Origin of the sequence: Pseudarthrobacter sp. PvP090 (assembly GCF_040547365.1) — a bacterium.
Lineage (GTDB): Bacteria > Actinomycetota > Actinomycetes > Actinomycetales > Micrococcaceae > Arthrobacter.
The window spans coordinates 15,958-41,299 of sequence record NZ_JBEPPO010000011.1; the positions used below are offsets into that span (position 1 = coordinate 15,958).

Below are 25,342 nucleotides of genomic sequence, written 5' to 3' on the forward strand. Positions count from 1 at the left end.
TTCCCCCAGCCCAGCGATTCCCTCGACATCTTGTTTCCTTCGTACCGCTTTGCGGACAGCAAACCTGAGACCGTCCGCTAGAAGTAGCGTATCCCTATCCCCCGATATGAGAGTAGAGCGATCATAACGGCATTTCAGGAAGCTTGGAAGCAATTCGGGTGCCAGCGACGGCGCGTGACACGGCACGCGGCCGCGGAAGTCCCTGGATGTTTCGGCTAGGGCGTCTTCGCAGCGTGGAACTCCTGCTGGGCTGCAAGCAGGCCGTTACGGACCAGGGAATCCACAGCGTCGGCCGCGGTATCAATCAGGAATGGCAGGTCCTTCTTCTCGGAGCCGGAGAAGTCCTTCAGGACAAAGTCTGCGGTGTCCATCCTGCCGGGCGGGCGGCCAACTCCGACACGGACCCGCAAGTAGTCCTTGGTCGCGAGGGCCTTGGAGATATCCCGCAGTCCGTTGTGTCCCCCCTCGCCGCCGCCGAGCTTCAACTTCACCGTATTAAACGGAATGTCGATCTCGTCGTGCACGGCGATGACGTGGCCGGGTTCGATGTCGTAGAACTTGCTCAGCGCCGAGACCGGTCCGCCGGACACGTTCATGTAGCTCAGCGGCTTGGCCAGCACCACGCGCGGGCCGCCGATGCCGAGGCGGCCTTCCAGCACCTGGGCCCGGGACTTGTGGGACTTGAAGCCGCTGCCGATCCGGGAAGCAAGCTCGTCGAGGACCATCTGTCCGACGTTGTGCCGGTTGTGGGCGTACTCGGCTCCGGGGTTCCCGAGGCCTACGATCAGCCAGGTGTCAGTCATGGATCAGTCCTTTTGTGGGGCAGTCCGGGTCGGGCGGCAGGTGGTCATGCTGTGCAGACGACGGTGGCCGGGCCCCAACAGGGACCCGGCCACCGAAAATCGCCGGAACTACTCGGCTGCTTCGGAGACCGAAGAACCTTCGGTGGTGTCAGCGGATGCTTCTTCCTCGGAGACCTCGGTGGCCTCGGAGATGTGCACGACGAGGGACTCGGCGTCAGCCAGCAGGACGGAGCCCTTCGGCAGGACCAGGTCGGAAGCGTGGATGTGCTCGCCGGCCGTGCGGCCCTCGATGCTGACCTCGATGGCGGTCGGCAGGTGGGTTGCCTCGGCCTCGAGGGAGACGGTGGTCATTTCCTGGTTGTACACGTTGCCCGGAGCCAGCTCGCCGGTGAGGTGCACGGGAACGTCAACGGTGACCTTTTCGCCGGTGCGGACGGTCAACAGGTCGAGGTGCTCGATGATCTGCTTGATCGGGTCGCGCTGGATGTCCTTGACCAGGGCCAGGTGCTGTTCACCGTTGATGTCCAGGGTCAACAGCGCGTTGGCACGGCGGACGGCCAGGGTGGTGGACTTCGCCGGAAGGGTGATGTGGATCGGATCGGCGCCGTGGCCGTAGATGACGGCCGGGATCAGGCCCTCCATGCGGGCGCGGCGGGCGAAGCCCTTGCCGAATTCGGTGCGTACTTCTGCGGCGAGCTTCTGCTCAGACATGGGTATCTCCTAATGGACTAGCGGTGGTCAGCAAGGGCGGAGGTCTGTTTGCGACCTTCAACGCCGGGTGGCCGGGGGCCGCCCTTCCGAAGGGAGATTCAGACCCAGTCGATAACGGAGACCAGCAGTCCGGTTACCGAATAATTTCCGCTTTTATACGGATAATTCGGAATACCGGCGCTCTCCCTCGCCAAGGTTTCGGTTCAAGGCTACCAGTGCGGGGCCGCAATTCTGAAAACGGCCCCGCACCGGCGGACGGCTGGGCATGCCCAGCCGGGGGTATCAGGCGTTGCCGTCAAACAGGCTGGTGACCGATCCGTCGTCGAACACTTCGCGGATGGCGCGGGCGATCAGCGGCGCGATGGACAGCACGGTGAGTTGCGGGAAGCGCTTGCTGGCGTCAATCGGCAGGGTGTTGGTGACGACGACCTCGCGGGCGCCGGACTCGGACAGCCGCTGCGCGGCCGGATCGGAGAAGACGGCGTGCGTGGCCGCGATGATGACGTCCTTGGCCCCGGCGTTCTTGAGCACCTGGACGGCGCCGGAGATGGTTCCCCCGGTGTCAATCATGTCGTCGATCAGCACGCAGGTGCGGCCTTCGATCTGGCCGACCACCGTCTTGGACACCGCCTGGTTCGGGACGGTCAGGTCGCGGCTCTTGTGGACGAAGGCCAGCGGCGCGCCGCCGAGGCGCTCGGCCCACTGCTCGGCAACACGGACGCGGCCGGTGTCCGGGGAGACCACCGTGATGTCGTCGGCGCCAACGCGGGTGCGGATGTAATCCGCCAGCAGCGGGATCGCCATGAGGTGGTCGACGGGACCGTCGAAGAATCCCTGGATCTGCGAGGTGTGCAGGTCCACGCTCATGATGCGGTCGGCGCCGGCGGTCTTGTACAGATCGGCGATCAGGCGCGCCGAGATGGGCTCGCGGCCGCGGCCCTTCTTGTCCTGCCGGGCGTACGGGTAGAACGGCGAGACCACGGTGATGCGCTTGGCGGAGGCCCGCTTGAGCGAATCGATCATGATGAGCTGTTCCATCAGCCAGTTGTTCAGCGGGGCGGGGTGCGCCTGGATGACGAAGGCGTCGGTGCCGCGGACGCTCTCCCCGGCCCGGACGTAGATCTCGCCGTTGGCGAAGTCGTAGGCATCCAGGGGCAGCAGCTCGGTGCCGAGCTCCTTGGCGATTTCCCTCGCCAGCTCAGGATGCGCGCGCCCCGCGGCAAGCACCAGCTTCTTCTCGCCGTGTGCCGTTATTTCGCTCATTTTGCTAGCCCTCTTCTGTAGATGCCGGAGTACTGGAGGAAGTCGTGGTGGCGCCGGCGGCCGCGGCCAGTGACGCGGAAATCGAGTCCGGGCGGTTCGCCAGGACCCAGCCCTCGGCATTCTGCTGCTGGGCCAGGGAAAGGACCAGGGCGCCGGGCGGCACGTCACGGCGGATCACGGCGCCGGCACCGCTGTAGGCGCCGTCACCGACCTGGACAGGTGCAACGAAGACGGTGTTGGAGCCGGTGCGGACACCGGAACCGATGACCGTGCGGTGCTTCTTCTCGCCGTCGTAGTTCGCGGTGATGTTTCCGCAGCCGATGTTGGTGTCTTCACCGATCTCGGCGTCGCCGGCGTAGCCGAGGTGGGACAGTTTGGAACCGCGGCCAATGGTGACGTTCTTGGTCTCGTAGAAGGCACCGATCTTGCCGGTTTCGCCGAGGACGGTGCCGGGGCGCAGGTACGTGAACGGGCCGACGCCCGCCCGGGCACCGATCGTGGAGCCGGATCCATGGGTGCGGATCACCGTAGCGCCCTCCCCCACCTGGACATCGGTCAGGGTCGTGTCGGGGCCGACGACGGCGTCGCGCGCCACCGTGGTGGTGCCGTGGAGCTGGGTGTTGGGAAGCAGCCGGACGTCCTCGTCGAGGGTGACGGTGGCGTCGATCCAGGTGGTGGCCGGGTCGACGACGGTGACACCGGCACGCATCCAGGCTTCGACGGTGCGCCGGTTTAGCTCGGCACCGAGGGCCGAGAGCTGGACCCGGTCATTGGCGCCCTCGACCTGCCAGCGGTCTTCGGTCACGACGGCGGCTACGCGGCCTCCGGCAGCACGGGCCAGGCCCAGCACGTCAGTGAGGTACTTCTCGCCCTGGGCGTTGTCGGTGGTGACGTGGGCCAGCGATTCGCGGAGCACGGCGGCGTCGAAAGCGTAGATGCCGGAGTTGACCTCCCGGATTTCCCGCTCTGCCTCGGTGGCGTCCTTGTGCTCCCGGATGCCGGTGACCGTTCCGTCCGCGGCCCGCAGGATGCGGCCGTAGCCGGTGGCGTCGGCCAGGACCGCGGTCAGGACGGTGACGGCGTTGCTCCCCGCCTCGTGGCTGGCGACGAGCTCGGCGAGCAGCTGGCCGGTGAGGAGCGGGACGTCGCCGTAGGTGACGACGACCGTTCCGGTGACCTGCCGCTGGGGGTGCAGTGCGTCGAGGGCCACGAGGGCGGCTTCGACGGCGCGGCCGGTGCCGGGCACCTCGTCCTGGTCGACTATCAGGGCGGCCGGGTCCACGGCGGCGATGTGGGCGGCCACGAGGTCCCGTTCATGCCGGACGACGAGGGCCAGCTCCTGCGGCCGGATGGTGCGGGCGGCCTGCAGCGCGTGGCCGACAAGGGACCGGCCGCCGATCTCGTGGAGGATTTTGGGGGTACGGGACTTCATCCGGGTACCGGCACCTGCAGCTAGGACGATGACGGCGGCTGGGCCGGTCTTCTCGGGGCTCACGTACGGGCTCTCCTTGCTCAGTGGCTTAGCTCATGCCGCTGTTTGGTGGATCTGGGTGGCCGGCGGCTGAGGGCAGCTGGTGCACCTCGGTTGCCGGATCCGCGCGGCTTGGGCGGGCCAGACTTCGGTCGCGGCACCGGTTTCATCCTACTTGACTCACACCGGGCAGCGCCCGGCGGGCGCTATTTCCCGGCCCCGCGACGCACAGCTGTTCCGCCCATAGGACTCGAACCTATACTCCACGGCTCCAAAGGCCGGGGTGCTGCCATTACACCAGGGCGGACCATGCCGAGGCACTCAGCCTGTGGCACGAGAGTCAATTCTGCCATACTGCGTTGCCCCCACGTGCTGCCGTCGCGGCCGGGGCCCGGCGGCACGCCTGCGGTGGGTGATCTGGGGCATGATGGAGCTGTGAGCAACAGCACAGGGGTGCCCGGAGGGGCCGGGAGCCGCAGCGGCAGGCCCACACGGTCTGCCGGCTACGTACCCCGGGTCCGGATGTCGGGGCCCCAGCGCCGCAGCCAGCTCATCGGCATCGGCCGGGGACTCTTCGCCCTCCGCGGACTGGACGGAACCACGATCGAGGAGATCGCCGCCGCCGCAGGCGTGTCCAAACCGGTGATTTACGAGCACTTCGGCTCCAAGGAAGGCCTGTACACGCAGGTCGTTGAGTGCGAGTTCCGGATCCTGCTGGGCTCCATCACCGACGCGCTGTCCGAGGAAGCGAAGCCTCGCGTCCTGGTTGAGCGGGCGGCTTTGGCACTGCTGAGCTATATCGAGGACCGCACCGAGGGCTTCCGCATCCTCATGCGCGACGCCCCGCCGACGCAGCCCGAAGGCGCCTTCTCCACCCTGCTATCCCAGGTCACCGCCCGCGTGGAGTACATTCTGGCCGACGAGTTCGCGCGCCGCGGCTTCACGTCGGCCGACGGCGCCATGTACGCGCAGATGCTGGTCGGAATGGTGGCGATGACGGGCCAGTGGTGGCAGGACAGCCGAACCCCGGACAAGCGCGAAGTCGCCGCCCACCTGGTCAACCTCGCCTGGAACGGCCTCACTGGCCTGCAGAAAGACCCCGAACTCCGCAGCGAAGACTAGTGCCCGTGGGCTGTCCGGCCCTCGTAACGCCGCAGGCTGGCCGGTCCCGTTGCTGCCTGCCCCGCGGGACATGCCCTCCCCTGGCCCCAAAGAATGGACATAACACCAACATGTCCATCCCTTGTCCGCTCCACGGGACATGTCCTCAGGGATTTAAGTGGACCGGGGAACATGTCCAGCGATGACGCAACACACGGACATATCCCCCGGGCAGGCGCCTACTCGCCGAGGACTTCGAGGGCTCCCAGCCATTCGAGTTCGAGGGCTTCGCGTTCGACCGCGAGGTCCTTGAGCTTCCTGTTGAGCCCGGCGAGATCGCCGGCGGAGGGGTCGGCGGCCGCGGCGGTCATTTGCGCGTGGATCTTGTCTTCCTGTTGCTTGAGCTTGCCCAACTGGCGGTCGATCCGGTTCTTGGCCTTGCGGGCGTCCCGTTTCTCGGCCTCCGAAACTCCGGCCGCGGCGGGGGCGGAACTGCCGCTGGCTGCAGTGACCGGGTTGCCGCCGCCGGTGATGGTGGAGCCGGCCAGCGCCGCTTCGCGCAGTTCCAGATACTGGTCCACGCCGCGCGGCAGCGCGCGGATCTTCCCGTCGCCCAGGAGCGCCATCTGGTGGTCCGTGACGCGTTCCAGCAGGTAGCGGTCGTGACTGACGACGACGAGTGTGCCCGGCCAGCCGTCCAGGACGTCTTCGACGGCGGCCAGGGTGTCGGTGTCGAGGTCGTTGGTGGGCTCGTCGAGCATCAGCACGTTGGGCTCCCCCACCAGCAGGCGCAGGAGCTGCAGCCGCCGGCGTTCGCCACCGGAGAGGTCCTTGACCGGGGTCCACTGCTTCTCGTTGGTGAAGCCAAGCTGCTCCACGAGCTGGCCCGCAGTGAATTCCTTGCCGCCGACGTTGAAGGAGCGTTTTTCGCGCTCGATCACTTCGATCACGCGCAGGTCCGAGACGTCGTCGAGCTCCTTGACCTCCTGGGTGAGGACTGCGGTGACAACCGTCTTGCCGCGCTTGACCTTTCCGGAGGAGGGCTGGATCTCGCCGTTGAGGAGCTTCAGCAGGGTGGTCTTGCCGGCGCCGTTGACGCCCACCAGGCCCAGCCGCTCGCCGGGCGCGAGCCGCAGGGTGATGTTGTCGAAGAGCTTCTGCCCGGGTTCGCCGCCGAGGAAGTCGAGGGAGACGTTCTCCAGGTCCAGGACGTCCTTGCCGAGCCGGGCGGTGGCCATTTTGCTCAGTGCCGTCGAGTCGCGCGGCTCGGGGACATCGGCGATCAGGGCGTTGGCCGCCTCGATCCGGAATTTGGGTTTGGCGGTGCGGGCCGGGGCACCGCGGCGGAGCCAGGCGAGCTCCTTCTTCACGAGCTGCTGGCGCTTGCTTTCCACCACGGAAGCGGAGCGGTCACGTTCGGCGCGGGCCAGCACATAGGCGGCGTAGCCGCCGTCGAACGGGTCCATGATGCCGTCATGGATTTCCCAGGTCTTGGTGCAGACTTCGTCCAGGAACCAGCGGTCGTGGGTGACGACGAGGAAGGCGCCCTGGTTGGCCCGCCAGCGGGTCTTCAGGTGCCGGGACAGCCACGCGACGCCTTCGACGTCGAGGTGGTTGGTGGGCTCGTCGAGCATGATGACGTCGTGGTCCTCGATCAGCAGCTTGGCCAGCGCCACGCGGCGCTTCTGCCCGCCGGAGAGGGCATGCACGTTGGCGTGCCAGTCGACGTCGGACACGAGTCCACCCATGACCTCGCGGATCTGGGGATTGCGGGCCCATTCATAGTCGGCCTGGTCGCCGACGATCGCGGCGCCGACGGTGAGGTCGCCGTCGAGCACGTCGCTCTGGTCCAGGTAGCCGATGTTGACCTCACTGCGCTTAGTCACCCGGCCGGAGTCCGGCGTGGAGCGCATTGCCAGCAGGCGCATCAGTGTCGACTTGCCGTCGCCGTTGCGGCCGACCATGCCGATCCTGTCGCCTTCTTCGAGGCCGACGGTAATGCCATCGAGGACGGTACGGGTTGCATACGAGACCGTGAGGTTCTCGCCGCCGAGCAGGTGTGCCACTGGGAACTGCTTTCCTAGAGAAAATTATGTCGTGCAAATTTAGTCAGGCTAGATCGAACCAAGCCCGCGTACGTCGTGCCGATCACGACAATCCTATTAAAGGAGCGTATCTGAGATGATGCGCGCCCCGTGAACCGGGCCGTGCACCGCCATGGCATCGAGGCCGTGGTGCCGGAGGTCGCCGGCCAGTCCTTCGGCGGCCGCCGGGCTGTGGGCCAGCAGCGCGACCGTGGGGCCGGATCCGGACACGATCCCGGCGATCGCCCCCAGGGACTCACCGAGTCCGAGGGTGTCCCGGAGGCTGGGCGCCAGCTCGATGGCGGCGCGCTGGAGATCGTTGACCAGCACCCGGCTCAAGGCGTCCGCGTCGCCGGCCCGCAGGGCCTGGAGGATCATCGGGTCCACCGCCGCAGGTTCCTCGACCACGGCCTCTTCGGCCGCCCGCAGCCGGTCCAGGGCCCGGTAGACCTCCGGGGTGGGCAGGCCGAAGTCCGCCGTCACCAGGACCCAGTCGGTCTGGGCCTTGACGAGCGCCGGCGAGAGTTCGTCGCCGAGACCGAGCCCCACAGCGGTGCCGCCGAGCAGGGAGAAGGGCACGTCGGCACCAAGTTCCCCGGCCAGGTGGGCGAGCTCCTCGCGCGACAGCCCGCTGTTCCACAGCGCGTCACAGGCCAGCAGGGTGGCTGCTGCGTCCGCCGAGCCGCCGCCCATGCCGCCCGCCACGGGCACCCGCTTCGTGATTTCGAGGTGGACTCCGGTGGAGTGTTCCGAGACGTCAGCCATGATCGCGGCGGCCTTGTAGGCCAGGTTGCGCTCATCCAGGGGGATGTCGACGCCGTCGAGGTCGAGGGTGCTGGCGGGGCTGAGGCTGACGGTTATGTCCCCGGTGTCGGTGCTGGTGGCGGCGACTTCTTCGTAGAGGGACACCGCGAGATAGACGCTGGCCACCGAGTGGTAGCCGTCGGCACGCAGGGGCCCGACGTCCAGTGAGACGTTCACCTTGCCGGGTGCCTTGACCCGGACAGTCCTCGCGGCAAAGCGCCCTCTCACTGCGTTCATGGCTCCACGCTATGGCATGGCGGGGTCAGGCTCCAAGCACGGCACCGGACGGGTTGCTCCGTTTCGGGGCTGCCGCAGGGGTTACGGCGCCGGCCGTGCGTGGGCTTCGGCGATACGGGAAAACGCCGCGATGTCGATGACCTCGCCGCGGGCGGTGGGGTCGACGCCGGCGGCCCGCAGGCACCGCTCGGCCTCGGCGGCGCTGCCGGCCCACCCGGCCAGAGCTGCGCGAAGGGTCTTGCGGCGCTGGGCGAAGGCAGCATCGATGACGGCGAAGACCTGCTCGCGGGTGGCCGTGGTGACGGGCGGTTCCCGGCGGGTGAACGCCACGAGGCCGGAGTGGATCTTGGGCGCAGGCCAGAAAACGTTCATTCCGATGACCCCGGCCTTGCGCATGCTGCTGTACCAGGCCGCCTTGACCGAGGGAACGCCGTAGGTTTTGGACCCCGGCCCGGCGGCCAGCCGGTCGGCCACCTCATCCTGGACCATGACCAGGCCGTGGCGGAGGCTCGGGAAGTGCTGCAGCAGGTGCAGGACCACGGGCACGGCGACGTTGTAGGGAAGATTCGCCACGAGCGCGGTCGGCTGCACAGGGAGCTCGGTGACCCGCATGGCGTCGGCGAGGACCAGGTGGAAGTTTCCGACGGCGTCCGGCCGCCACTCGGCGACGGTGGCGGGAAGTTTGCCGGCGAGGACCGGATCGATCTCGACGGCGACAACCGAGCGGGCGGCGTCCAGCAGGCCCAGCGTCAGGGACCCCAGTCCGGGCCCGACTTCCAGGACCGTCTCGTCCGGGCGGATGTCCGCGGCGGCGACAATCCTGCGGATGGTGTTGCCGTCGATGACGAAGTTCTGGCCGAGCGTCTTGGTGGGACGGACCCCAATCTCCTCGGCCAGCCTCCGGATGTCGGAGGCCCCCATCAGGGGTGCGGGCGCGCTTGCTGGCGTACTGATTGGGGCACTGCCTGGCACGGAGGGGGTCGGTTCAGTCACCTAGGTATCCTATCCCGCGGGCCGGCCCGGACATGGCGAAGGCCGGGTCCGGAAACCGGACCCGGCCTTGCACCGGGCATCCGCTGCCGTGGTCAGCCGCTGCGGAAACCCGCCGCACTCATGGCCTCAAGCACATGACCGTCAGCCGGAGCCGGGGCCCGGCGCTAGCTGGAGGCTGCCCAGCCGCAGCCCCATGGCTGCAGACCGCGCTGCGCGTAGACGCGGTTCGCGATGTCGATCTGCTGCGCCTTGGTGGCCAGGCTGGCGTTCGGGGCGTATGCGCCGCCGCCGGCTCCGAGCCAGGTCCGGATGTCGAACTGCAGGCCGCCATAGTATCCGTTGCCGTTGTTGATGGACCAGTTGCCGGTGGATTCGCACTGCGCGATCTTGTTCCACATGGCTTCGTTCATCATGGCGGGGGCTCCGGCGCCGGTGTTGCCTGCCGGCTTCGGCTTTGCCTTGGTCCCGACCGTGACCTTTTCGGTGACCGGCTGCGCACTGACGGACTGGGACACCAGGGTGCGGGAGGCTTCCCGTCCGTCGACGAGGACGAGCTTGAAGCTCTTGTTAATGGAGCCGGCCACGCCTGCCTGGGTTACCTTCTTTTCGCCCTTGATCATGCCGGCGTCCTCCGTGGTGAGGGTCTCATACGGCACGGCTTCGGTCGCTTCTGCCGTCTGGCTGAGGTCCACACGGGAAACCTTGATCACCATGTCGCTGACCACCGGGGCGTTGCCCGGCTGCGAGACGCGGTCGCTGGCACCGAGCGTGATGCCGGCGTCGGCGAGGAGCTGGGCGACATTTGCTGCCGTCGTCGTGGTCTTGCCGGCCTTGCCGTCAGCGACGATGCTCACGGACTTCGGCGTCGAGATGGACACGAACGAACCGGAGACGGCGAGCTGGGCGTCCTTCGGAACGGACAGCTCGGAGGCGCGGGCGACGCCGAGCTCCGCCACAAGACCTTCTACCGTGGGAGCAGTGGTGCTGATGGTCTTCTCCGCGCCGTCCAGGCTGACCTTGACGGCCTTGGCCAGGTTGACGTTGATGACGGACCCGTCCCGGACATGCGAGTCAGCGGCCGGGGTGATCCGGTCCGAGGACTGGAGCTCAAGGTTGGCGCCCTTCACGACCTGTCCCACAGTGCCGCCGAACGTCTGGACTGCACTCACTCTGCCGTCGACGTTGAGGGTGACTGTCTTGTTGTTGCCGACAAAGGCGACGAGACCGAGCACCAGGGCCACGAGGACCACCAGCTGGGTGCCGATCTTGACGAAGCTGAACTTGCCATCCGATGTAAAGAACTTGACCACGATTGCCCGTATCTTTTGGACCATCCGGGCACGGGGAAAGTGCACAGGTCCACCCGCCGCGGACAGCCCGGAGGCCGCACCGCCAGGGTGCGTTGTGTCAGCGGAAGCTGTGTGCACTGCCACACTCACAAACGAGAGCGCGCACATGGTTCGTTCGCCACGATGCGCGCCCTGCAGGAGTGAAATTTTCCGAAGGCCTTCCCCGACCCCGGCTAATAGTTGTCCACTGTAACCGGAGCGTTATAAAGCCGCCAACAAATTGTGCATACCGGGTATCTATGCTGGCGGCCGCATTTTCGTCCCGTCAGTCCCAGGATCCGTACGCCTGCACGGTATTTGCGGCGATCCTCGAACACATTTCCGAGAGCTCCCATCCAGTCAATTGGGCCATGGTCCGGACGGTGTAGGGGACCATGTAGCTCGCATTGGGGCGGCCCCGGTGCGGGTGCGGAGTGAGGAATGGGGCGTCGGTTTCGACCAGGATCCGCTCCGGTTCCGCGATGGCCACGGCGGCCCGCAGATTGTTGGCGTTCTTGAAGGTCAGCGTCCCGGCGAAGGACATGTACCAGCCCTCGCTGTTGCATGTCCGGGCCAGCTCCTCACCGCCGGAAAAGCAATGGAACACCACCCGCTCGGGGGCACCCTCCTCCCGCAGCACCTGGACGACGTCGTCATGGGCGTCACGGTCATGGATCTGCAGTGTCAACCCCAGGCGTTTGGCAATATCGATGTGGCGCCGAAAGGAATAGCGCTGATGTGCCAGCCCCTCGCCCTCGGTGCGGAAGAAATCCAGGCCGGTCTCGCCGATGGCCCGGATCCGCGGGTGCGCCGCGAGGGCTTCGATCTCGGCCAGCGCCTCCTCCAGTTCGCCGCGGGCGGCGTAGTCCGGCGCGTCATTGGGGTGGAGGGCGACGGCGCCCAGCAGCCGCGGATCCAGCTCGACCGCCCGCACGGTGAACCGGGACGATTCGAGGTCGCACCCCACCTGCACGGCCCCCTGCACCCCCACGCTCTCGGCGGCGTCCAGGGCCTCCGAGATGCTGACCGTCAGTTCGTTGTGGGGGAAATCCAGGTGGGTGTGGTTGTCCATGACCGGCACCGGAAGCGGTTCCGGAGCCGGCGGATAGCCCTGTCTGCCGGTGCCGTCGCTGCCCGGCGCACGGAACGGGAGGGGTGTCAGGGGGGTGATCATCTTCCCACCTTATCGGCGGTCCCCGGGTCGCATGAACCGGCCCGGCACGGGACTTATCGAGTCCGCACCAACTCCGCGCCGGAAGCCCCGCAGAGATTTCCCCGGAACTCTCTGTCAGGTCCGGCAGTTGTGTTAGTACTCTGTTGTAAAGACTGGCTTAGCGACAACGGAATCATGAACGGCAAGGAACGGACGGCCAGAACCAAACGGCTAGGAACAAACGGCCAGGAACACAGGCAAACACCCGATGAGTGGCCCGGCAGGCTCCATGCCGATCCGTCCGGGAAACCACCAGGGCTGAGAGGCTACCGATGGACTACCACCGCATCTCCCTAGACGAGGCTCTTCCCGAGGGGCGGGACCGGGGGGAAGATTCCGCCGTGGCTGGGCCCCCGGTGACCCTGCGCCCGGCGCAGCCGCCGCCCCCGGCGATGGACGCGGAAGCTTTCCGTTCTGCCAGCGAGCGCATCCTGACCGCAATCAACACCGTGATCGACGGCAAGGCGGAAGCGGCCAAGCTGGCCCTGACGGTGCTCCTGGCGCAGGGCCATCTGCTCCTCGAGGACGTTCCAGGGGTCGGGAAGACCCTGCTCGCGAAGACTCTGGCCCGCACCATCGACTGTTCGGTGAGCCGCATCCAGTTCACGCCTGATTTGCTCCCCTCGGACGTCACCGGCGTGTCCATTTACAACCAGGCATCGAGGTCCTTCGAGTTCCGGCCCGGGGCGGTGTTCGCCAACATCGTCATCGGAGACGAAATCAACCGCGCGTCGGCCAAAACCCAGTCGGCCCTGCTGGAGTGCATGGAGGAACACCAGGTCACCGTGGACGGCACGTCCTACCGGCTCGACGAGCCGTTCATGGTGGTGGCCACGCAGAATCCGATCGAAATGGAGGGGACCTATCCGCTGCCGGAGGCGCAGCGGGACCGTTTTATGGCGCGGATTTCCATGGGCTACCCGGACAAGGAGGCCGAGATGGAAATGCTGGAAACCCACCAGGCCACGTCCCCGCTTGCCAAGGTCACCCCCGTGGTCACCGCCGGCGAGGTCGCGGCCATGATCGCCACGGTGCGGCACGTGTATGTCTCCCAGTCGATCAAGGAATACACCGTCTCCTTGGGACGCGCCACACGGGAGAGCGGGATGCTGCGGCTCGGCGCGAGCCCGCGGTCCATGCTCCAGCTGCTGCGCGCGGCCAAAGCCACGGCGGCCCTGGACGGCCGCGACTTTGTGCTGCCGGACGACGTCGTCGTCGTGGCCGAATCCGTCCTGGCGCACCGGATCATCCTGGACCGCAAAGCCGCGAGCGCCGGCGAGACCGCCCAGAGTGTGCTCCGTGCCGTGCTGGCGAAAATCCCGGTCAGCCCGGACCTGGCGGCCGCCCCGGCTGCCACGCTGCCGAATCGCCGCTAGGGGGTGGCCCGGGCTTGGCGCTGACCGATCGGTTCCCGAGGCACATCTTCACGACCCGCGGCTGGGGCCTGCTGGGCGCGGGCGCGGTGTTCCTGCTGGCAGCGCAGGTGATGGGCCGCCGGGACCTGCTGGCGCTGGCCATCCTGCTGTTTGTCCTGCCGCTGCTCTCGCTGGCCGGGACCCGCGTGCTCAAGCCGAACTTCGGCGTGTTCCGGGAGTTCAGCCCTGCCAGCGTTGAAACGGGGGCGATGACGACGGTCCGGCTGGCTGTCGCCCGGACCGGGACCGGCTCCGGCCACGCGCTGATGGAGGAGCGCCTGCCCGCCCGGTTCGGGGAATCCCCCGTGTTCCGGTTCCCCTCGCGGTCGGCGGCGGGCGGGACCAGCCGCTATGAATACCATTTGCGCTCCGGGAAACGCGGCCAGTTCCTGATCGGGCCGGTCACGGCCGAGTTCAGCGACCCGTTCGGGCTGTCCCTGCACCGCCACGCCATCGACGGCGGCGACGTCCTCACGGTGACGCCCGCCGCCGTCGAACTTCCCGTCACCGGGCTGGCCGGCGCCAGGGGGCACGACGGCGTCACCGCCACGCGCATCCGCGCCAACCCGAGCGACGACGACGTCATGACCCGGGAATACCGCCATGGTGATCCGATGCGCCGCGTGCATTGGGCAGCGACGGCACGGCACGGGGAACTGATGGTCCGCCAGGAGGAATCCGTGACCACCCCGGAGGCGACCATCATCCTGGACCAGCGGCTCTCGGCCTTCACCCGCGGAACTGACCACCGCGGAACCGAACACCACGGCGCGCCCTTTGCGGATGGCCACGAGCTCCTGACCAGCGACACTTTTGAATGGGCGGTGACGGCCGCAGTGTCCATCGGCGCGCACCTCGCCGAGCGCAACTACGCGCTGCGTTTCCTCGACGCGGCCGGCGAACCCGCGTTCCGGCATTCGCCGTCCGCCCCCGAGCCGGAGGCCGAAGAGTACATCGGGGCTTCCGGACTGCAGTCCATCGCCGAGAGCCTGGCCGCGGTGCAGCTCACGGGTCCCCTCCACAACCGCAGGGACACGAATGATGCTGCCGCCCGGACGCCTGGCCGCCGCCACCCGTCCGGCGCGGAGGCCGGCCCGCAGCCGTTCGACGACCGGCTCATGGCCAAGCTGGCCGCCCACCGGATGCGGGGGCCCGTGCTGGCGATCCTCGGGAACCTCACGCGGGCGGAGGCCCGGGCGCTGGCCCCGGCCGCCGCCTTCGCGGCAAACGCGTTTGCCTTGGTTGTCACTGAGCGGACCGGGGACCCCGGGGAGGTGCTCGCTACGCTCCGGCTCGGCGGCTGGCAGGCTGTGGCCGTGACCCCCTCGACGCCGCTGCCCGCGGCGTGGACGGCCTTCGACGACGGCGTGACGGCACCGATGGCAGCCGCCGACGACGTGCGGCGCGGATCGGGACTCCGGCGATGACAATGACACCGCAACGGAGCACCGGCCCGCACCCCGGCCTGCCGAGGGCCGGGGAACGCGGCCCGGACTCCCCCGGCCCGGACTCACCGGCAACGCCCAGGGCCCGGAAGAAACAGGCGGGCTCCCAGCCATGGCTGATGGCCCTCGCGGTGTCCGTTGCCGTCGCCGGTGCTGCACTGGCCCTCAACGGCGTGCTGCGAGGATGGGCGTGGTACTCGCCCGTTCTCTCGACCGTCTTTACCGTGGCCTTCACCATGGCAGGGCTCCGCGCCCTCCGGTGGCGCAGTGCCTTCGTGACCGCCGGCACCCTGGGGGCGCTCGCGCTGATCCTGACGTTCACGTTCTTCCGCCCCCACAGCATCATGGGCTTCATTCCCTCCGGCGCCACGATGACGCAGCTGGGCCGGTACCTTCGCCGTGCCAGCGAGACAGTTCTTGGGGAAAGCGCCCCGGTGGCCCCCAATGCCGGCATCGTCCTGCTGGTCTGCGCTGCCCTGGGGCTGCTGGTGATCCTGGTCGATGCCCTCGCCTATCCCCTGGCGTTGCCGGCGACAAGCGGGCTCGGGATCCTGGCCGTCCTCATCGTGCCCGCCATGATCAAGCCGCAGAGCGTCGGCGTGCTGGGCTTCGCGGCGGCCACCGCAGGCTACCTCATGATCCTCGGCTGCAGCCACTGGTTCGCGCCCGACCCGCGGACCGGAGCGGACACCGCGCACAATCCGGGCCAGTTCCGGCGCGGCGCCCTGACCGGCGCCGTCGCGCTGACCGTTACCCTGATGCTCCAGCTCGTGATCCCGGGCTTCGATCAGGGAACGTTCCCGCAGGGCTCGCGGCTGAATCCCTTCGGTTCGGCTTCGGGGCTCAATCCGATGATCAGCCTCGGCAACAGCCTGCGCAGCCCCACCGGTGACGGCCGGATCACCTTTGCCACCAACGCGACCGGCACGCCGTACCTGCGCTCCGTCACCGTGGACAGCTTCAACGGCGACACCTGGGCTCCGGATGATCGCGATGACACCCGCCGGCTGGGCACAGGGAGGATGGAGTCGGGCCTCGAGTCCGTCGCCACCGAAGTCCGAGTCGTCACCGCGATCAACACCGGCCAGTTCACCAGCCCGTACCTGCCGGCGCCCTACGCCCCGGAGGCCGTCAACGGCCTTACCGGCCGGTGGAGTTGGGATCCGGCCACGCTGAGCATCAAGGGGGTGGACGCCAACTCCCGCAACCAGCAGTACGTGGTGCTCTCAGTTGCCCCCCAGCTCACCCCGGACCTGCTGGCACAGGCCACGGGACCGGTGCAGGGTGTCCCCGAACAGTTCATCCGGCCACCGGACAACGTCCCGGAGGTTGTTCGCAGCACAGCCGAGGCCGTGACCGCGGGAAGCACCACCGCCTATGCACGGGCCATGGCCATCCAGCGTTACCTTCGCTCGGCCGCATTCAGTTACTCCCTGCAGTCCCCGGTGCAGGGTGGCTACGACGGCAACGGCTTGTCCGTCCTGGCAGACTTCCTGAACGAGAAGAGCGGGTACTGCATCCATTTCGCGTCAGCCATGGCTGTGATGGCAAGGCTGGAGGGAATCCCCAGCCGCATTGCCGTCGGCTACGCCCCCGGCCGGCCCACCGGCGCGACGGTCTCGATCGGGGGCCAGGGCGCCCTGCCGGAGTACGAGGTCGACGCCCGGGACGCCCATGCGTGGCCGGAACTGTATTTCCAGGGCCTGGGCTGGGTCCCTTTCGAGCCGACGCCCTCACGGGGCTTGGTTCCGTCCTATGCCACGGAGGGCCAGGCCGCCAGCGGCGCCAGCACGAATGAAAACAACGACGGACTCATTCCGAGCAGCAGCCCCCTCCCCACACCGCTGCCCAGCGTTGCACCGCTGCCAGTCCCGGCCGCTGCCGCCAGGCCGGACGCGGCAAGCGTGGTACTGCCCGTGCTGTACAGCGCCGGCGCGGTGCTGCTCTTCGGGCTGCTGCTGGCCTCCCCACATCTGGCACGCAGTGCGCTGCGCCGCCGCCGGCTGAACGGTGCCGGCAATGCGGCAGCGTCGCAGGCCTGGGCGGAACTGCGCGACCTCGCCACGGATTACGGCGTAGCACCGCAGGCCAGTGAGACGCCTCGCCACTTCTCCGAAAGGCTGCGCCACGCCGGTGCCCTCGGGGAACCGGAGGGCGTGGACGGCGACGGCCACCGGGCCGTCAGGTCTTTGACCGCGGACTTCGAACGCCGGCAATACGGCCGCCCGCCGTCCGTCCCTGAGGTCGACGGCGTCCGGTCCGGCGCCGGCACGCCCGCTGGCGCTGCCGCCGGCAGCACCGGAGCATCAGCCGCGCCGCTGATCGCGGCGGTCCGCAGTTCGCTGCACGCCCATGCCGGTCCGCTCCTGCGGTTCCGTGCCGAGTGGTTGCCGCCCTCCACCCTGGCCGCCTGGCGGCGGGCGGCCACAGCGCCGTTCCGCGCCGCCCGCCGCGCAGCAGAGCGAACCCGGCGCAGCCTCGCCGGTGCCTGGTCAAGGGTGCGGAAGGCGCTGCGCCGGGAACGGTGGCCGCACCGGAACTGACGCCGGTCCGGCGCGGCTCCGGTTTCAGCCGGGGCTGGCCCTAGCCGGCGTACGGGTCGGCGATGCCGATGTACTGGGTGTAGAGGTATTCCTCGATGCCTTCGAGCCCGCCTTCACGGCCCAGGCCGGACTGCTTGACCCCGCCGAAGGGGGCCGCGGCGTTGGAGACCACGCCGGCGTTCAGGCCCAGCATGCCGGTCTCGAGGCGTTCGCCCATCCGGATGCCCCGGTTGAGGTCGCGGGTGAAGACGTAGGCGACCAGCCCGTACTCGGTGTTGTTCGCCAGCCGGACGGCCTCGTCCTCGGTGTCGAAGGTGATGATCGGGGCGACCGGCCCGAAGATTTCCTCGGACAGGATCCGGGTGCCCTCGGTGACGCCCTTGAGGATGGTGGGCTGGTAGAAGTAGCCCGGACCCTCGACGGCGGAGCCGCCGATCACCGCGACAGCACCGGCGGACACGGCATCGGAGACCAGCTCGTGGACCTTGTCGCGGCTCTTCGCATCGATCAGCGGTCCGACCTTAGAGTGGGCTTCGGTGCCGCGGGCCGTGGTCATGTCCGCCATCTTCGCGGCGAACTTCTCCGCGAACTCATCCGCGACGGACTCGTGCACAATGAACCGGTTCGCGGCTGTGCAGGCCTCGCCCATGTTCCGCAGCTTCGCCAGCATCGCCCCGGCGACGGCGGCGTCGACGTCCGCGTCCTCGAAGACCACGAACGGGGCGTTCCCGCCGAGCTCCATCGAGGTCCGCAGCACGTTCTCGGACGCGTCGGCGAGCAGCCGGCGGCCGACCTCGGTGGACCCGGTGAAGGAGAGCTTGCGCAGCCTCGAGTCCTTGATCAGCGGCCCCGTGGTGGCACCGGCCGTGGACGTCGGAATGACGTTCAGCACTCCGGCCGGCAGCCCGGCCTCCATCATCACGGCGGCGAACAGCTGGGAGGTCAGCGGCGTCAGGTTCGCGGACTTCAGCACCATGGTGCAGCCAGCGGCGACGGCCGGGGCGACCTTGCGGGTCGCCATGGCCAGCGGGAAGTTCCACGGCGTGATCAGCAGGCACGGGCCCACCGGCTTCTTCGTCACCAGCAGCCGGGACTTCCCGTCCGGGGAGACCGAGTAACGGCCGAAGGCCCGCACGGCCTCCTCGGAGAACCAGCGCAGGAACTCAGCGCCGTAGGTGACCTCGCCGCGGGCCTCGGCCAGCGGCTTGCCCATCTCCAGCGTCATCAGCAGCGAGAAGTCCTCCGCGCGGGCAGTGACCATTTCGAAGGCCCGGCGCAGGATCTCCCCGCGCTCACGGGCCGGAACCTTCGCCCAGGACTCCTGCGCGGCGGCCGCCGCGTCCAGGGCGGCAGCCCCGTCCTCGGGGCCGGCGTCGGCGATACTCAGCAGGACCTTGCCGGTCGATGGGTCCTCCACGTCGAAGGTCTTCCCGGACGCGGCCGGGCGCCACTGGCCGCCAATCAAAAGACCGGTGGGAACAGAGGCCAGCAGGGCGCTCTCGCGCTCCGCGGTAACAATGGGCTGGGCAGTTACAGTCACGGTTGACTCCCTCGTCAGCGATTCGGGGTGGATAGGATCGGGTTCAGCGCAGTTCCACGGACGTCGGAACCGAGCGTTGGAAACGCGCTGGATTTACTGCCACGGTACTGCCGCGCTCTCCGGACTGTCTACGCATGTCCGCACTACGTGAAGCCGGGTTCGCTGTGCACCTGCACAGCGACGGGCCGGCCCGGGGACCGCCCGTCCTACCGGGCGGCGAGCACCGCGGAATACAGTTCCCGCTTGCTCACCCTGGCGTCCTCCGCCACGGCCGCGACGGCTTCCTTGAGCCGGATTCCCTGCGCAATAAGCGCGTTGACGGCGGCCACATGGTCCTCCGGTGTCCCGGGTTCCCGCTCCGGGGCGCCGCCCACGACCACGGCGATCTCGCCGCGCACCTCGTTCGTCTCGGCCCATTCCAGCAGTTCGCGCAGGGTGCCCCGGATGACTTCCTCGTACGTCTTCGTCAGTTCCCGGCAGACGGCGGCGCGGCGGTCCGCGCCGAACCGCTCACGCAGCGCACGGAGCATCGGTTCCAGCCGGTGCGGGGCCTCGAAGAAGATCATCGTGCGCCGCTCGGCGTCGAGGTCCGCAAGGCGGGAGGCGCGCTCCCCGGCCTTGCGGGGCAGGAACCCCTCGAAGCAGAAACGGTCGGTGGGCAGGCCGGAGAGCGCGAGTGCGGTCAGCACCGCGGACGGTCCGGGGGCGGCAGTCACGGTCAGTCCGGCGGCCACGGCCCCTTCGACCAGGCGGAAGCCGGGGTCCGAGACGGACGGCATGCCGGCGTCGGTCACCATCACAAGGGTCTTCCCGGACCGGACCTGGTCCAGGAGTTCGCCGGTCTTGGCGGCCTCATTGTGCTCGTGGTAGCTGATGATCCGGCCGGCGACCGTGATGCCAAGGTTCTGGACCAGCCGGTGCAGCCGCCGGGTGTCCTCGGCGGCGACGATGTCCGCCGTCGTCAGCAGCTCGACGAGCCGGTAGGTGGCGTCTCCGGCGTTGCCGATCGGGGTTGCGGCGAGCACGATCCGGCCGGGACCGCCGCTTTGGAGCACCGGCTCCGTCTCCGGCTCCGTGCCGGGGGAACCGTCGGGTCCGGGACGGGCGCCATCCTCGAGGCCGTCCGCCGGGCCCGTCTCGTCGCCGGGAAGATTCGGGGAGGTGCTGAGTTTAGGGTCCACATGACCAGCCTACTGCTGGGGGCGGGGACCGACGGACCGGGCCGGGCCCTGCCGGGACCCTGGCCGGACCCTCCGGGGACGGGACCGGCGTGCAAGGGCGGGGACCACAGCCGCAAAAGGTAGCATGGGCATCGTGACGCAGACCCCCACGCGGCCCGCCGACACCGGTTCCACCGGATCGGCGCCCCCAGCCCCCCGCACCGGACGCAACCTGGAGGGGCACCGCTGGGTCAGCCGCCCGGCGGAGGCGTTCACCCCCGATGCGCTCAAAGACCGCCTGATCGGCAACATCCGGAGCTGGCGGGACTATCCGCCCTCGCTCCGGCTGTGGTTCTGGCTCATTCCGGTCATCACCGCGGCCCTTGGCGGCGTCCTGCGGTTCGTCCGGCTGGATTCGCCCCGCAGCCTGGTCTTCGACGAGACGTACTACGTCAAGGACGGCTACTCGTTCCTGGTCAGCGGCTACGAACGGGCGTGGCCGGACAAGGCCAATGACGCCTTCATCGCCGGCAATCCCGGAGTGTTGCTGGACAGCCCCGAGTACGTCGTCCACCCGCCGGTCGGGAAATGGATGATCGCCAGCGGGATGTGGCTCTTCGGGCCGGACAATGCCTTCGGCTGGCGCTTCGGAGCGGCACTGACCGGCACACTCTCCATTTTCCTGCTGGCCCTCATTGCACAGAAGCTCTTCCGCTCGCTGACCCTCGGGGCCGTGGCCGGTGTGCTGCTGGCGGTGGACGGACACCACCTGGTGATGTCCAGGACCTCCCTGCTGGATATCTTCCTGAGTTTCTGGATCCTCGCCGCATTCGGGGCGCTGCTGATGGACCGCGACGACGGCCGCCGCCGGCTCGCCCGGCGGCTCGGCCGGCAAGCCGCCGCCTCCCCCGACGGGCGTCCCAGCCTCTTCCAGCTGGCGTCCGGCCCCTGGCTGGGAATCCGCTGGTGGCGGCTCGCGGCCGGCGTGTGCCTGGGACTGGCGGTCGGCACGAAGTGGTCCGCCCTGTTCTTCCTGGCCGGCTTCGGGCTGCTGACGGTCTTCTGGGACCTGAGCGCGCGCCGGATCGCCGGAATCCACGGCTGGATCAGCGGCGGGATCCTCAAGGACGGGATACCCGCGTTCCTCAGCATCGTCCCGGTGGCCGCCCTCGTCTACGCCGCCTCCTGGACCGGCTGGTTCCGGTCCACGGACGCGTACTTCCGGAACTGGGCCGGGACGGTCCCCTCGGCGGAGTGGGGCTGGCTGCCGGACGCCGTCCGGTCCCTGGCGCATTACCATCTGGAGGCCTACAAGTTCCACCAGGGGCTGAGCGCGGAGCACCCGTATGAGGCCAGCGCCTGGAGCTGGCTGGTGCTGGGCCGGCCCACGTCCTTCTTCTATGAGTCCCCCAAGCAGGGCAGCCCGGGGTGCGACACCGCCAGCTGCACCACGGCGATCCTCTCCGTGGGCAACCCGCTGATCTGGTGGGGCGCCGCCGTGTGCCTGGGCGTGCTGCTCTTCTGGTGGGCCGGGCGGCGCGACTGGCGCGCCGGGGCCATCCTCGCGGCCGTGGCGGCCGGGTACCTCCCCTGGTTCCTGTACCCCGAACGCACCATGTTCTTCTTCTACGCGGTCTCGTTCGAACCCTTCCTGGTGCTGGCCCTCGTGTACTGCCTGGGGCTTGTCCTGGGCCAGCGCACGGATCCGCCGTGGCGGCGCCGGTCCGGGCTCTACCTCGTGGCCCTCTTTGTGGTCACCGCCGTCGTCGTCTCGGCCTTCTTCTATCCGGTCTGGACCGCCGAGACCATCACCTACCAGGATTGGCGGTTCCGGATGTGGATGCCGTCCTGGATCTAGGGCAGGATTGCAGGGGACGTCCACCGGCCACAGGTGGACCCGGAACGGAGAATCGGCTGTGAGAGAAGCAAGCACCGGACTGCTCGTCGAGCTCGATCCGGCCAGCAATGTGACGGACCTGCTGCTGGAGCAGCACGCCAAGGATCCCGTGCATGCGCTGTACTCCCGCAAAGGACCGGCCGGCTGGGCCGACGTCTCCGCCCAGCAGTTCCTGGACCAGGTCCGGGCGCTGGCCAAGGGTCTGATCGCCGGCGGCATCACGCCCGGGGAAACCGTGGCGGTTATGTCCGGCACCCGCTATGAGTGGACCGTCGTCGACTTTGCCATCTGGTTCGCCGGCGGCGTCCCCGTTCCCGTCTATGAGACGTCCTCCGCCAGCCAGATCGAATGGATCCTGCATGACTCCGGGGCCCGGCGCATCTTCGCGGAGGACGAGGCCAAGGCGGGGCTGGTCCGCCAGGTCCTGGACAGCTCCGGCCTGCTCGGCGGCACCGTGCTCCCGGTGGTGCGGATGGACTACGACGGCGCCGCCCCCAACCTCGCCAGCCTGGCCGCAGCGGGCACCGGAGTCGGCGACGCCGAACTGGAACGGCACCGGTCCACGGCCGGGCTCGCGGACGTTGCCTCCCTCGTCTACACCTCCGGCACCACCGGCCGGCCCAAGGGCTGCGAAATCACGCACGGGAACTTCGCCCTGGTCGCCAGGAACATCGTGCTGTTCCTGCCTGAGATCCTCCGGCAGCCCCGGACCCGGACGCTGATGTTCCTCCCGCTGGCCCACGTCCTCGCCCGTGCCGTCCAGGTGATCTGCCTCAGCGCCGGAACCACAGTGGGCCACACCGCCGGCGCCAAGGAGCTGCTGGAGGATCTGGCCAGCTTCAAACCCACCTTCCTGCTGGTGGTGCCCCGGATCTTCGAGAAGGTCTACGCCGGTGCCGCCCACAAGGCTGCCCTCGCCGGGAAGGAACGCCTGTTCGAGTCGGCCGCTGCCGTCGCCATCGACTACTCCAGGGCCCTCGACGCCGCAGCCCGGGGTACAGGTCCCGGTCCCGGATGGGTCACCCGCGCCCAACACGCCCTCTTCGACCGGCTGCTGTACCCCAAACTCCGGCAGGCCTTCGGCGGCCAGCTGGGCTACACCGTCTCGGGGGCCAGCCCGCTGAGCTCCCACGACGCGCACTTTTTCCGCGGCGCGGGCATCCCCGTCCTCGAGGGCTACGGCCTCACCGAAACCACGGCCCCGTGCACGGCCAACACTCCGACGCGGACCAGAGTGGGGACGGTCGGCATCCCGGTGCCCGGCACCACCATCCGCGTCGCCGAGGACGGCGAGATCCTGGTCAAGGGCATGGGCGTCTTCAAGGGATACCACAACAACGCGGCGGCCAACGCGGAGGCGTTCGTGGACGGGTTCTTCCGCACCGGCGACCTCGGGTCCCTCGACGCGGAGGGATTCCTGACGATCACCGGCCGGAAGAAGGACCTGCTGGTCACCGCCGGCGGCAAGAACGTCGCCCCCGGACCGCTGGAGGAGAAGATCCGTGAGCACGAACTGGTCCTGCAGGCCGTAGTGGTCGGGGACGGCAAGCCGTTCGTATCCGCCCTGATCAACCTGGATCCGGAGGGCTTGGAAAACTGGTGCGCCGCTCACAAGGTTCCCGCCATGAGCCCGGCCGAGGCCCGCGGTAACGACCAGGTCCGTCTAGCCCTGCAGCGCGCCGTGGACGAGGCGAACGCCCTCGTGTCCCAGGCCGAGTCCATCCGCAGCTTTGTGGTGCTGGACGCCGACTTCACGGTCGAATCCGGGCACCTGACGCCCTCGCTCAAGCTCAAGCGTGCCGCCGTCGTGCGTGACTTCGAGGCACAGATCAACCGGATCTACGGCTGACGCAGCCGCATCACCGCGGATGCCGGGAAGCGGCCGGCACCGTGGTGCCGGCCGCTTCCCGTTGCCTGTCGCCCGACGGGGTTCAGCGCCGCTAGACGGTGCTGGAGTGCCCCCTGGCGGGGGCGTCGTTTGTCCCGGTGTCCCCTGCGCCTGCGTCGGCCGCACCTGCGGCTGCTGATGCACCGCCGGCGTTGCCGGACCGGTCCCGCCGGAACAGCGACCGCTTCGCGGGGGCTGCATCGGTGGGGGCCGCATCGGTGCCGGCGGATTCGTCGGCGGCCGGATCCGTGCCGATGGCCTCGGTGGTTTTTTCTCCGGCCTGGTCCTTGGCCGCCGCCCCCCGCTTCGGCAGCCCGCGGCGCTGGCGCGTCGGCCAGGTGAGGACCAGGGTGACGAGCGAGGCGAGCAGCACGAGGCCGGCGATCGCAATCCCGCCGTCGACCCAGAACTGGGCGGGGAAGAGCCGGATCAGGGTGTCCTGCAGGGAGAACGTCCACGTGCCGCTGGCGAAGAAGACACTGTGGAACTGGGCGAAGAACTGCTCCCAGCCCAGCACAGCCAGCGCCCCGAGGCCGGTGATGACGACGAGGGTAATTATTGACCCCGCGAACAAGCCCCGCCGCACTCCCCCGGGGCTGCGGCGCCGCAGGTAGATCACGGCGATCAGGCTCAGCAGGATGAGCAGGACACCGGCGCCGAAGGCGGACAGGATAACGAGTTTGACGTCGGCCATGTGGCTGACCTCGCCGTCCTCGAACAGCCTGTCGCCGCTGCGGTGGACCAGCTCGCCCAGGTACCGCGGTCCCGCCCAGTTGCTGAGATAGTCCACGACGTAGGAGCCGTAGGTCATGCGGTCGTCGGTGCTGAACCCGTAGCCGTCGCCCGGAAAGCCGGGCCGGTTGTACTCGACCCAGAGGAACAGGGGGCTGGCGACTGCCCGGACGGCCAGCACCAGCAGGATGACCGGGAAGCACACGGCCAACAGGACCTGCATCACGCGCGGGGCCACCGGCTTGGCGTTCAGGGCATGTTCACGTTCGGCGTTCCGGCGCTGCACTTCCTCCTCCGGAGGCCGGACCTGCAATGCGGAGGTGGGAAGCTGCTCGCTGAAGTGGGCGCCTTTGTCCTTGGGTGCCGGTTCGACGGCGGCTTCCGCCGCCTTGCGGTCGGCGCGCGACAGGGGCTCCGGAATGCTGCCGTCAGCCGGTGCGGCGGGGCGGTCGGAGGCGGCAGCAGAGCGCTGCCCGGCGGACTTCGGCGTCATCCAGTCGAATGCGGGCTCGTCAGCGTCACCGGCCGGATCCAGCTGCGGATCCTGCCGGTTCGGAGGGGTGGGACTTGAGTCAGTCACTGCAGCTTCGCTTCCGTAGGTGTCCGCGCCGCCGGCCGGGGCCCGGCAACGCTCCGTATCTGCCTCCGAGCCTACCGCCGGAGCCTCGGCGTGAGCGAGATGCCACACCCCGAGGGACGGGATATGAGGGACGG

General features: G+C 68.7%; 18 protein-coding genes and 1 tRNA gene. 6 read left to right on the top strand and 13 right to left on the bottom strand.

From position 1 onward, the window contains the following. Positions 1 to 215: 215 nt before the first annotated feature. From pth to ABIC21_RS13695, 5 genes are all read right to left on the bottom strand, one after another. Positions 216 to 803, bottom strand: coding sequence for an aminoacyl-tRNA hydrolase (pth, locus tag ABIC21_RS13675; RefSeq protein WP_354350942.1), 588 nt, complete (start codon positions 801 to 803; stop codon positions 216 to 218). A gap of 108 nt (positions 804 to 911) precedes the next feature. Continuing rightward, positions 912 to 1,514, bottom strand: coding sequence for a 50S ribosomal protein L25/general stress protein Ctc (locus ABIC21_RS13680; RefSeq protein WP_354350943.1), 603 nt, complete (start codon positions 1,512 to 1,514; stop codon positions 912 to 914). Positions 1,515 to 1,796: 282 nt separating this feature from the next. After that, on the bottom strand, positions 1,797 to 2,777 hold the full coding sequence (locus ABIC21_RS13685; protein WP_354350944.1) for a ribose-phosphate diphosphokinase: 981 nt from the start codon (positions 2,775 to 2,777) through the stop codon (positions 1,797 to 1,799). Positions 2,778 to 2,781: 4 nt separating this feature from the next. Next, a complete protein-coding gene (gene glmU, locus ABIC21_RS13690; RefSeq protein ID WP_354350945.1) occupies positions 2,782 to 4,272 on the bottom strand; it encodes a bifunctional UDP-N-acetylglucosamine diphosphorylase/glucosamine-1-phosphate N-acetyltransferase GlmU in 1,491 nt (496 codons plus the stop codon). Positions 4,273 to 4,483: 211 nt separating this feature from the next. After that, positions 4,484 to 4,555, bottom strand: a tRNA-Gln gene (locus tag ABIC21_RS13695). 215 nt (positions 4,556 to 4,770) lie between these two features. Here ABIC21_RS13695 and ABIC21_RS13700 point away from each other — a divergent pair. Continuing rightward, a complete protein-coding gene (locus ABIC21_RS13700) occupies positions 4,771 to 5,370 on the top strand; it encodes a TetR/AcrR family transcriptional regulator (RefSeq protein WP_354351057.1) in 600 nt (199 codons plus the stop codon). Positions 5,371 to 5,588: 218 nt separating this feature from the next. Here the strand turns inward: ABIC21_RS13700 and ABIC21_RS13705 are convergent, their stop codons facing one another. From ABIC21_RS13705 to ABIC21_RS13725, 5 genes are all read right to left on the bottom strand, one after another. Further along, a complete protein-coding gene (locus ABIC21_RS13705) occupies positions 5,589 to 7,415 on the bottom strand; it encodes an ABC-F family ATP-binding cassette domain-containing protein (RefSeq protein ID WP_354350946.1) in 1,827 nt (608 codons plus the stop codon). 96 nt (positions 7,416 to 7,511) lie between these two features. After that, complete coding sequence (locus ABIC21_RS13710; RefSeq protein ID WP_354350947.1) at positions 7,512 to 8,474, bottom strand: 4-(cytidine 5'-diphospho)-2-C-methyl-D-erythritol kinase; 963 nt, start codon at positions 8,472 to 8,474, stop codon at positions 7,512 to 7,514. Positions 8,475 to 8,555: 81 nt separating this feature from the next. Beyond that, a complete protein-coding gene (gene rsmA / locus ABIC21_RS13715; protein ID WP_502936001.1) occupies positions 8,556 to 9,467 on the bottom strand; it encodes a 16S rRNA (adenine(1518)-N(6)/adenine(1519)-N(6))-dimethyltransferase RsmA in 912 nt (303 codons plus the stop codon). 164 nt (positions 9,468 to 9,631) lie between these two features. Next, the gene (locus ABIC21_RS13720; RefSeq protein WP_354350948.1) at positions 9,632 to 10,801 is read right to left on the bottom strand and encodes a resuscitation-promoting factor; all 1,170 of its coding nucleotides are present in this window, start codon (positions 10,799 to 10,801) and stop codon (positions 9,632 to 9,634) included. Between the two features lie 280 nt (positions 10,802 to 11,081). Beyond that, a complete protein-coding gene (locus tag ABIC21_RS13725; protein WP_354350949.1) occupies positions 11,082 to 11,969 on the bottom strand; it encodes a TatD family hydrolase in 888 nt (295 codons plus the stop codon). 431 nt (positions 11,970 to 12,400) lie between these two features. Here ABIC21_RS13725 and ABIC21_RS13730 point away from each other — a divergent pair, with 431 nt between their 5' ends. From ABIC21_RS13730 to ABIC21_RS13740, 3 genes are read left to right on the top strand one after another with little or no spacing between them, the layout of a single operon-like run. Then, the gene (locus tag ABIC21_RS13730; RefSeq protein ID WP_354351059.1) at positions 12,401 to 13,384 is read left to right on the top strand and encodes an AAA family ATPase; all 984 of its coding nucleotides are present in this window, start codon (positions 12,401 to 12,403) and stop codon (positions 13,382 to 13,384) included. A 14-nt stretch (positions 13,385 to 13,398) separates the two neighbouring features. Continuing rightward, positions 13,399 to 14,850 carry a DUF58 domain-containing protein gene (locus tag ABIC21_RS13735; RefSeq protein WP_354350950.1) on the top strand — a complete coding sequence of 484 codons (1,452 nt, stop codon included), beginning with the start codon at positions 13,399 to 13,401 and terminating at the stop codon, positions 14,848 to 14,850. 2 nt (positions 14,851 to 14,852) lie between these two features. Continuing rightward, positions 14,853 to 17,411: a transglutaminase TgpA family protein gene (locus tag ABIC21_RS13740; RefSeq protein WP_354350951.1), complete on the top strand. Its 2,559-nt coding sequence runs from the start codon at positions 14,853 to 14,855 to the stop codon at positions 17,409 to 17,411. 40 nt (positions 17,412 to 17,451) lie between these two features. Here ABIC21_RS13740 and ABIC21_RS13745 read toward each other — a convergent pair whose 3' ends face one another. Next, the gene (locus ABIC21_RS13745; RefSeq protein WP_354350952.1) at positions 17,452 to 18,951 is read right to left on the bottom strand and encodes an NAD-dependent succinate-semialdehyde dehydrogenase; all 1,500 of its coding nucleotides are present in this window, start codon (positions 18,949 to 18,951) and stop codon (positions 17,452 to 17,454) included. A 206-nt stretch (positions 18,952 to 19,157) separates the two neighbouring features. Next, positions 19,158 to 20,006: a 16S rRNA (cytidine(1402)-2'-O)-methyltransferase gene (gene rsmI, locus ABIC21_RS13750; RefSeq protein WP_354351060.1), complete on the bottom strand. Its 849-nt coding sequence runs from the start codon at positions 20,004 to 20,006 to the stop codon at positions 19,158 to 19,160. 250 nt (positions 20,007 to 20,256) lie between these two features. On the opposite strand from rsmI, the gene ABIC21_RS13755 reads away from it, so the two are divergent. Continuing rightward, on the top strand, positions 20,257 to 21,969 hold the full coding sequence (locus ABIC21_RS13755; RefSeq protein ID WP_354350953.1) for a dolichyl-phosphate-mannose--protein mannosyltransferase: 1,713 nt from the start codon (positions 20,257 to 20,259) through the stop codon (positions 21,967 to 21,969). Positions 21,970 to 22,027: 58 nt separating this feature from the next. Continuing rightward, a complete protein-coding gene (locus tag ABIC21_RS13760) occupies positions 22,028 to 23,857 on the top strand; it encodes an AMP-dependent synthetase/ligase (protein WP_354350954.1) in 1,830 nt (609 codons plus the stop codon). Positions 23,858 to 23,948: 91 nt separating this feature from the next. On the opposite strand, the gene ABIC21_RS13765 is transcribed toward ABIC21_RS13760, so the two are convergent. Beyond that, positions 23,949 to 25,208, bottom strand: coding sequence for a TIGR01906 family membrane protein (locus tag ABIC21_RS13765; protein WP_354350955.1), 1,260 nt, complete (start codon positions 25,206 to 25,208; stop codon positions 23,949 to 23,951). Positions 25,209 to 25,342 lie beyond the last annotated feature (134 nt).

Coding starts and splice junctions, on each gene's coding strand:
- pth (WP_354350942.1), bottom strand. CDS start 803: ATGACTGACACCTGGCTGATCGTAGGCCTCGGGAACCCCGGAGCCGAG.
- ABIC21_RS13680 (WP_354350943.1), bottom strand. CDS start 1,514: ATGTCTGAGCAGAAGCTCGCCGCAGAAGTACGCACCGAATTCGGCAAG.
- ABIC21_RS13685 (WP_354350944.1), bottom strand. CDS start 2,777: ATGAGCGAAATAACGGCACACGGCGAGAAGAAGCTGGTGCTTGCCGCG.
- ABIC21_RS13700 (WP_354351057.1), top strand. CDS start 4,771: ATGTCGGGGCCCCAGCGCCGCAGCCAGCTCATCGGCATCGGCCGGGGA.
- ABIC21_RS13710 (WP_354350947.1), bottom strand. CDS start 8,474: ATGAACGCAGTGAGAGGGCGCTTTGCCGCGAGGACTGTCCGGGTCAAG.
- ABIC21_RS13720 (WP_354350948.1), bottom strand. CDS start 10,801: ATGGTCCAAAAGATACGGGCAATCGTGGTCAAGTTCTTTACATCGGAT.
- ABIC21_RS13725 (WP_354350949.1), bottom strand. CDS start 11,969: ATGATCACCCCCCTGACACCCCTCCCGTTCCGTGCGCCGGGCAGCGAC.
- ABIC21_RS13730 (WP_354351059.1), top strand. CDS start 12,401: ATGGACGCGGAAGCTTTCCGTTCTGCCAGCGAGCGCATCCTGACCGCA.
- ABIC21_RS13740 (WP_354350951.1), top strand. CDS start 14,853: ATGACACCGCAACGGAGCACCGGCCCGCACCCCGGCCTGCCGAGGGCC.
- ABIC21_RS13755 (WP_354350953.1), top strand. CDS start 20,257: ATGGGCATCGTGACGCAGACCCCCACGCGGCCCGCCGACACCGGTTCC.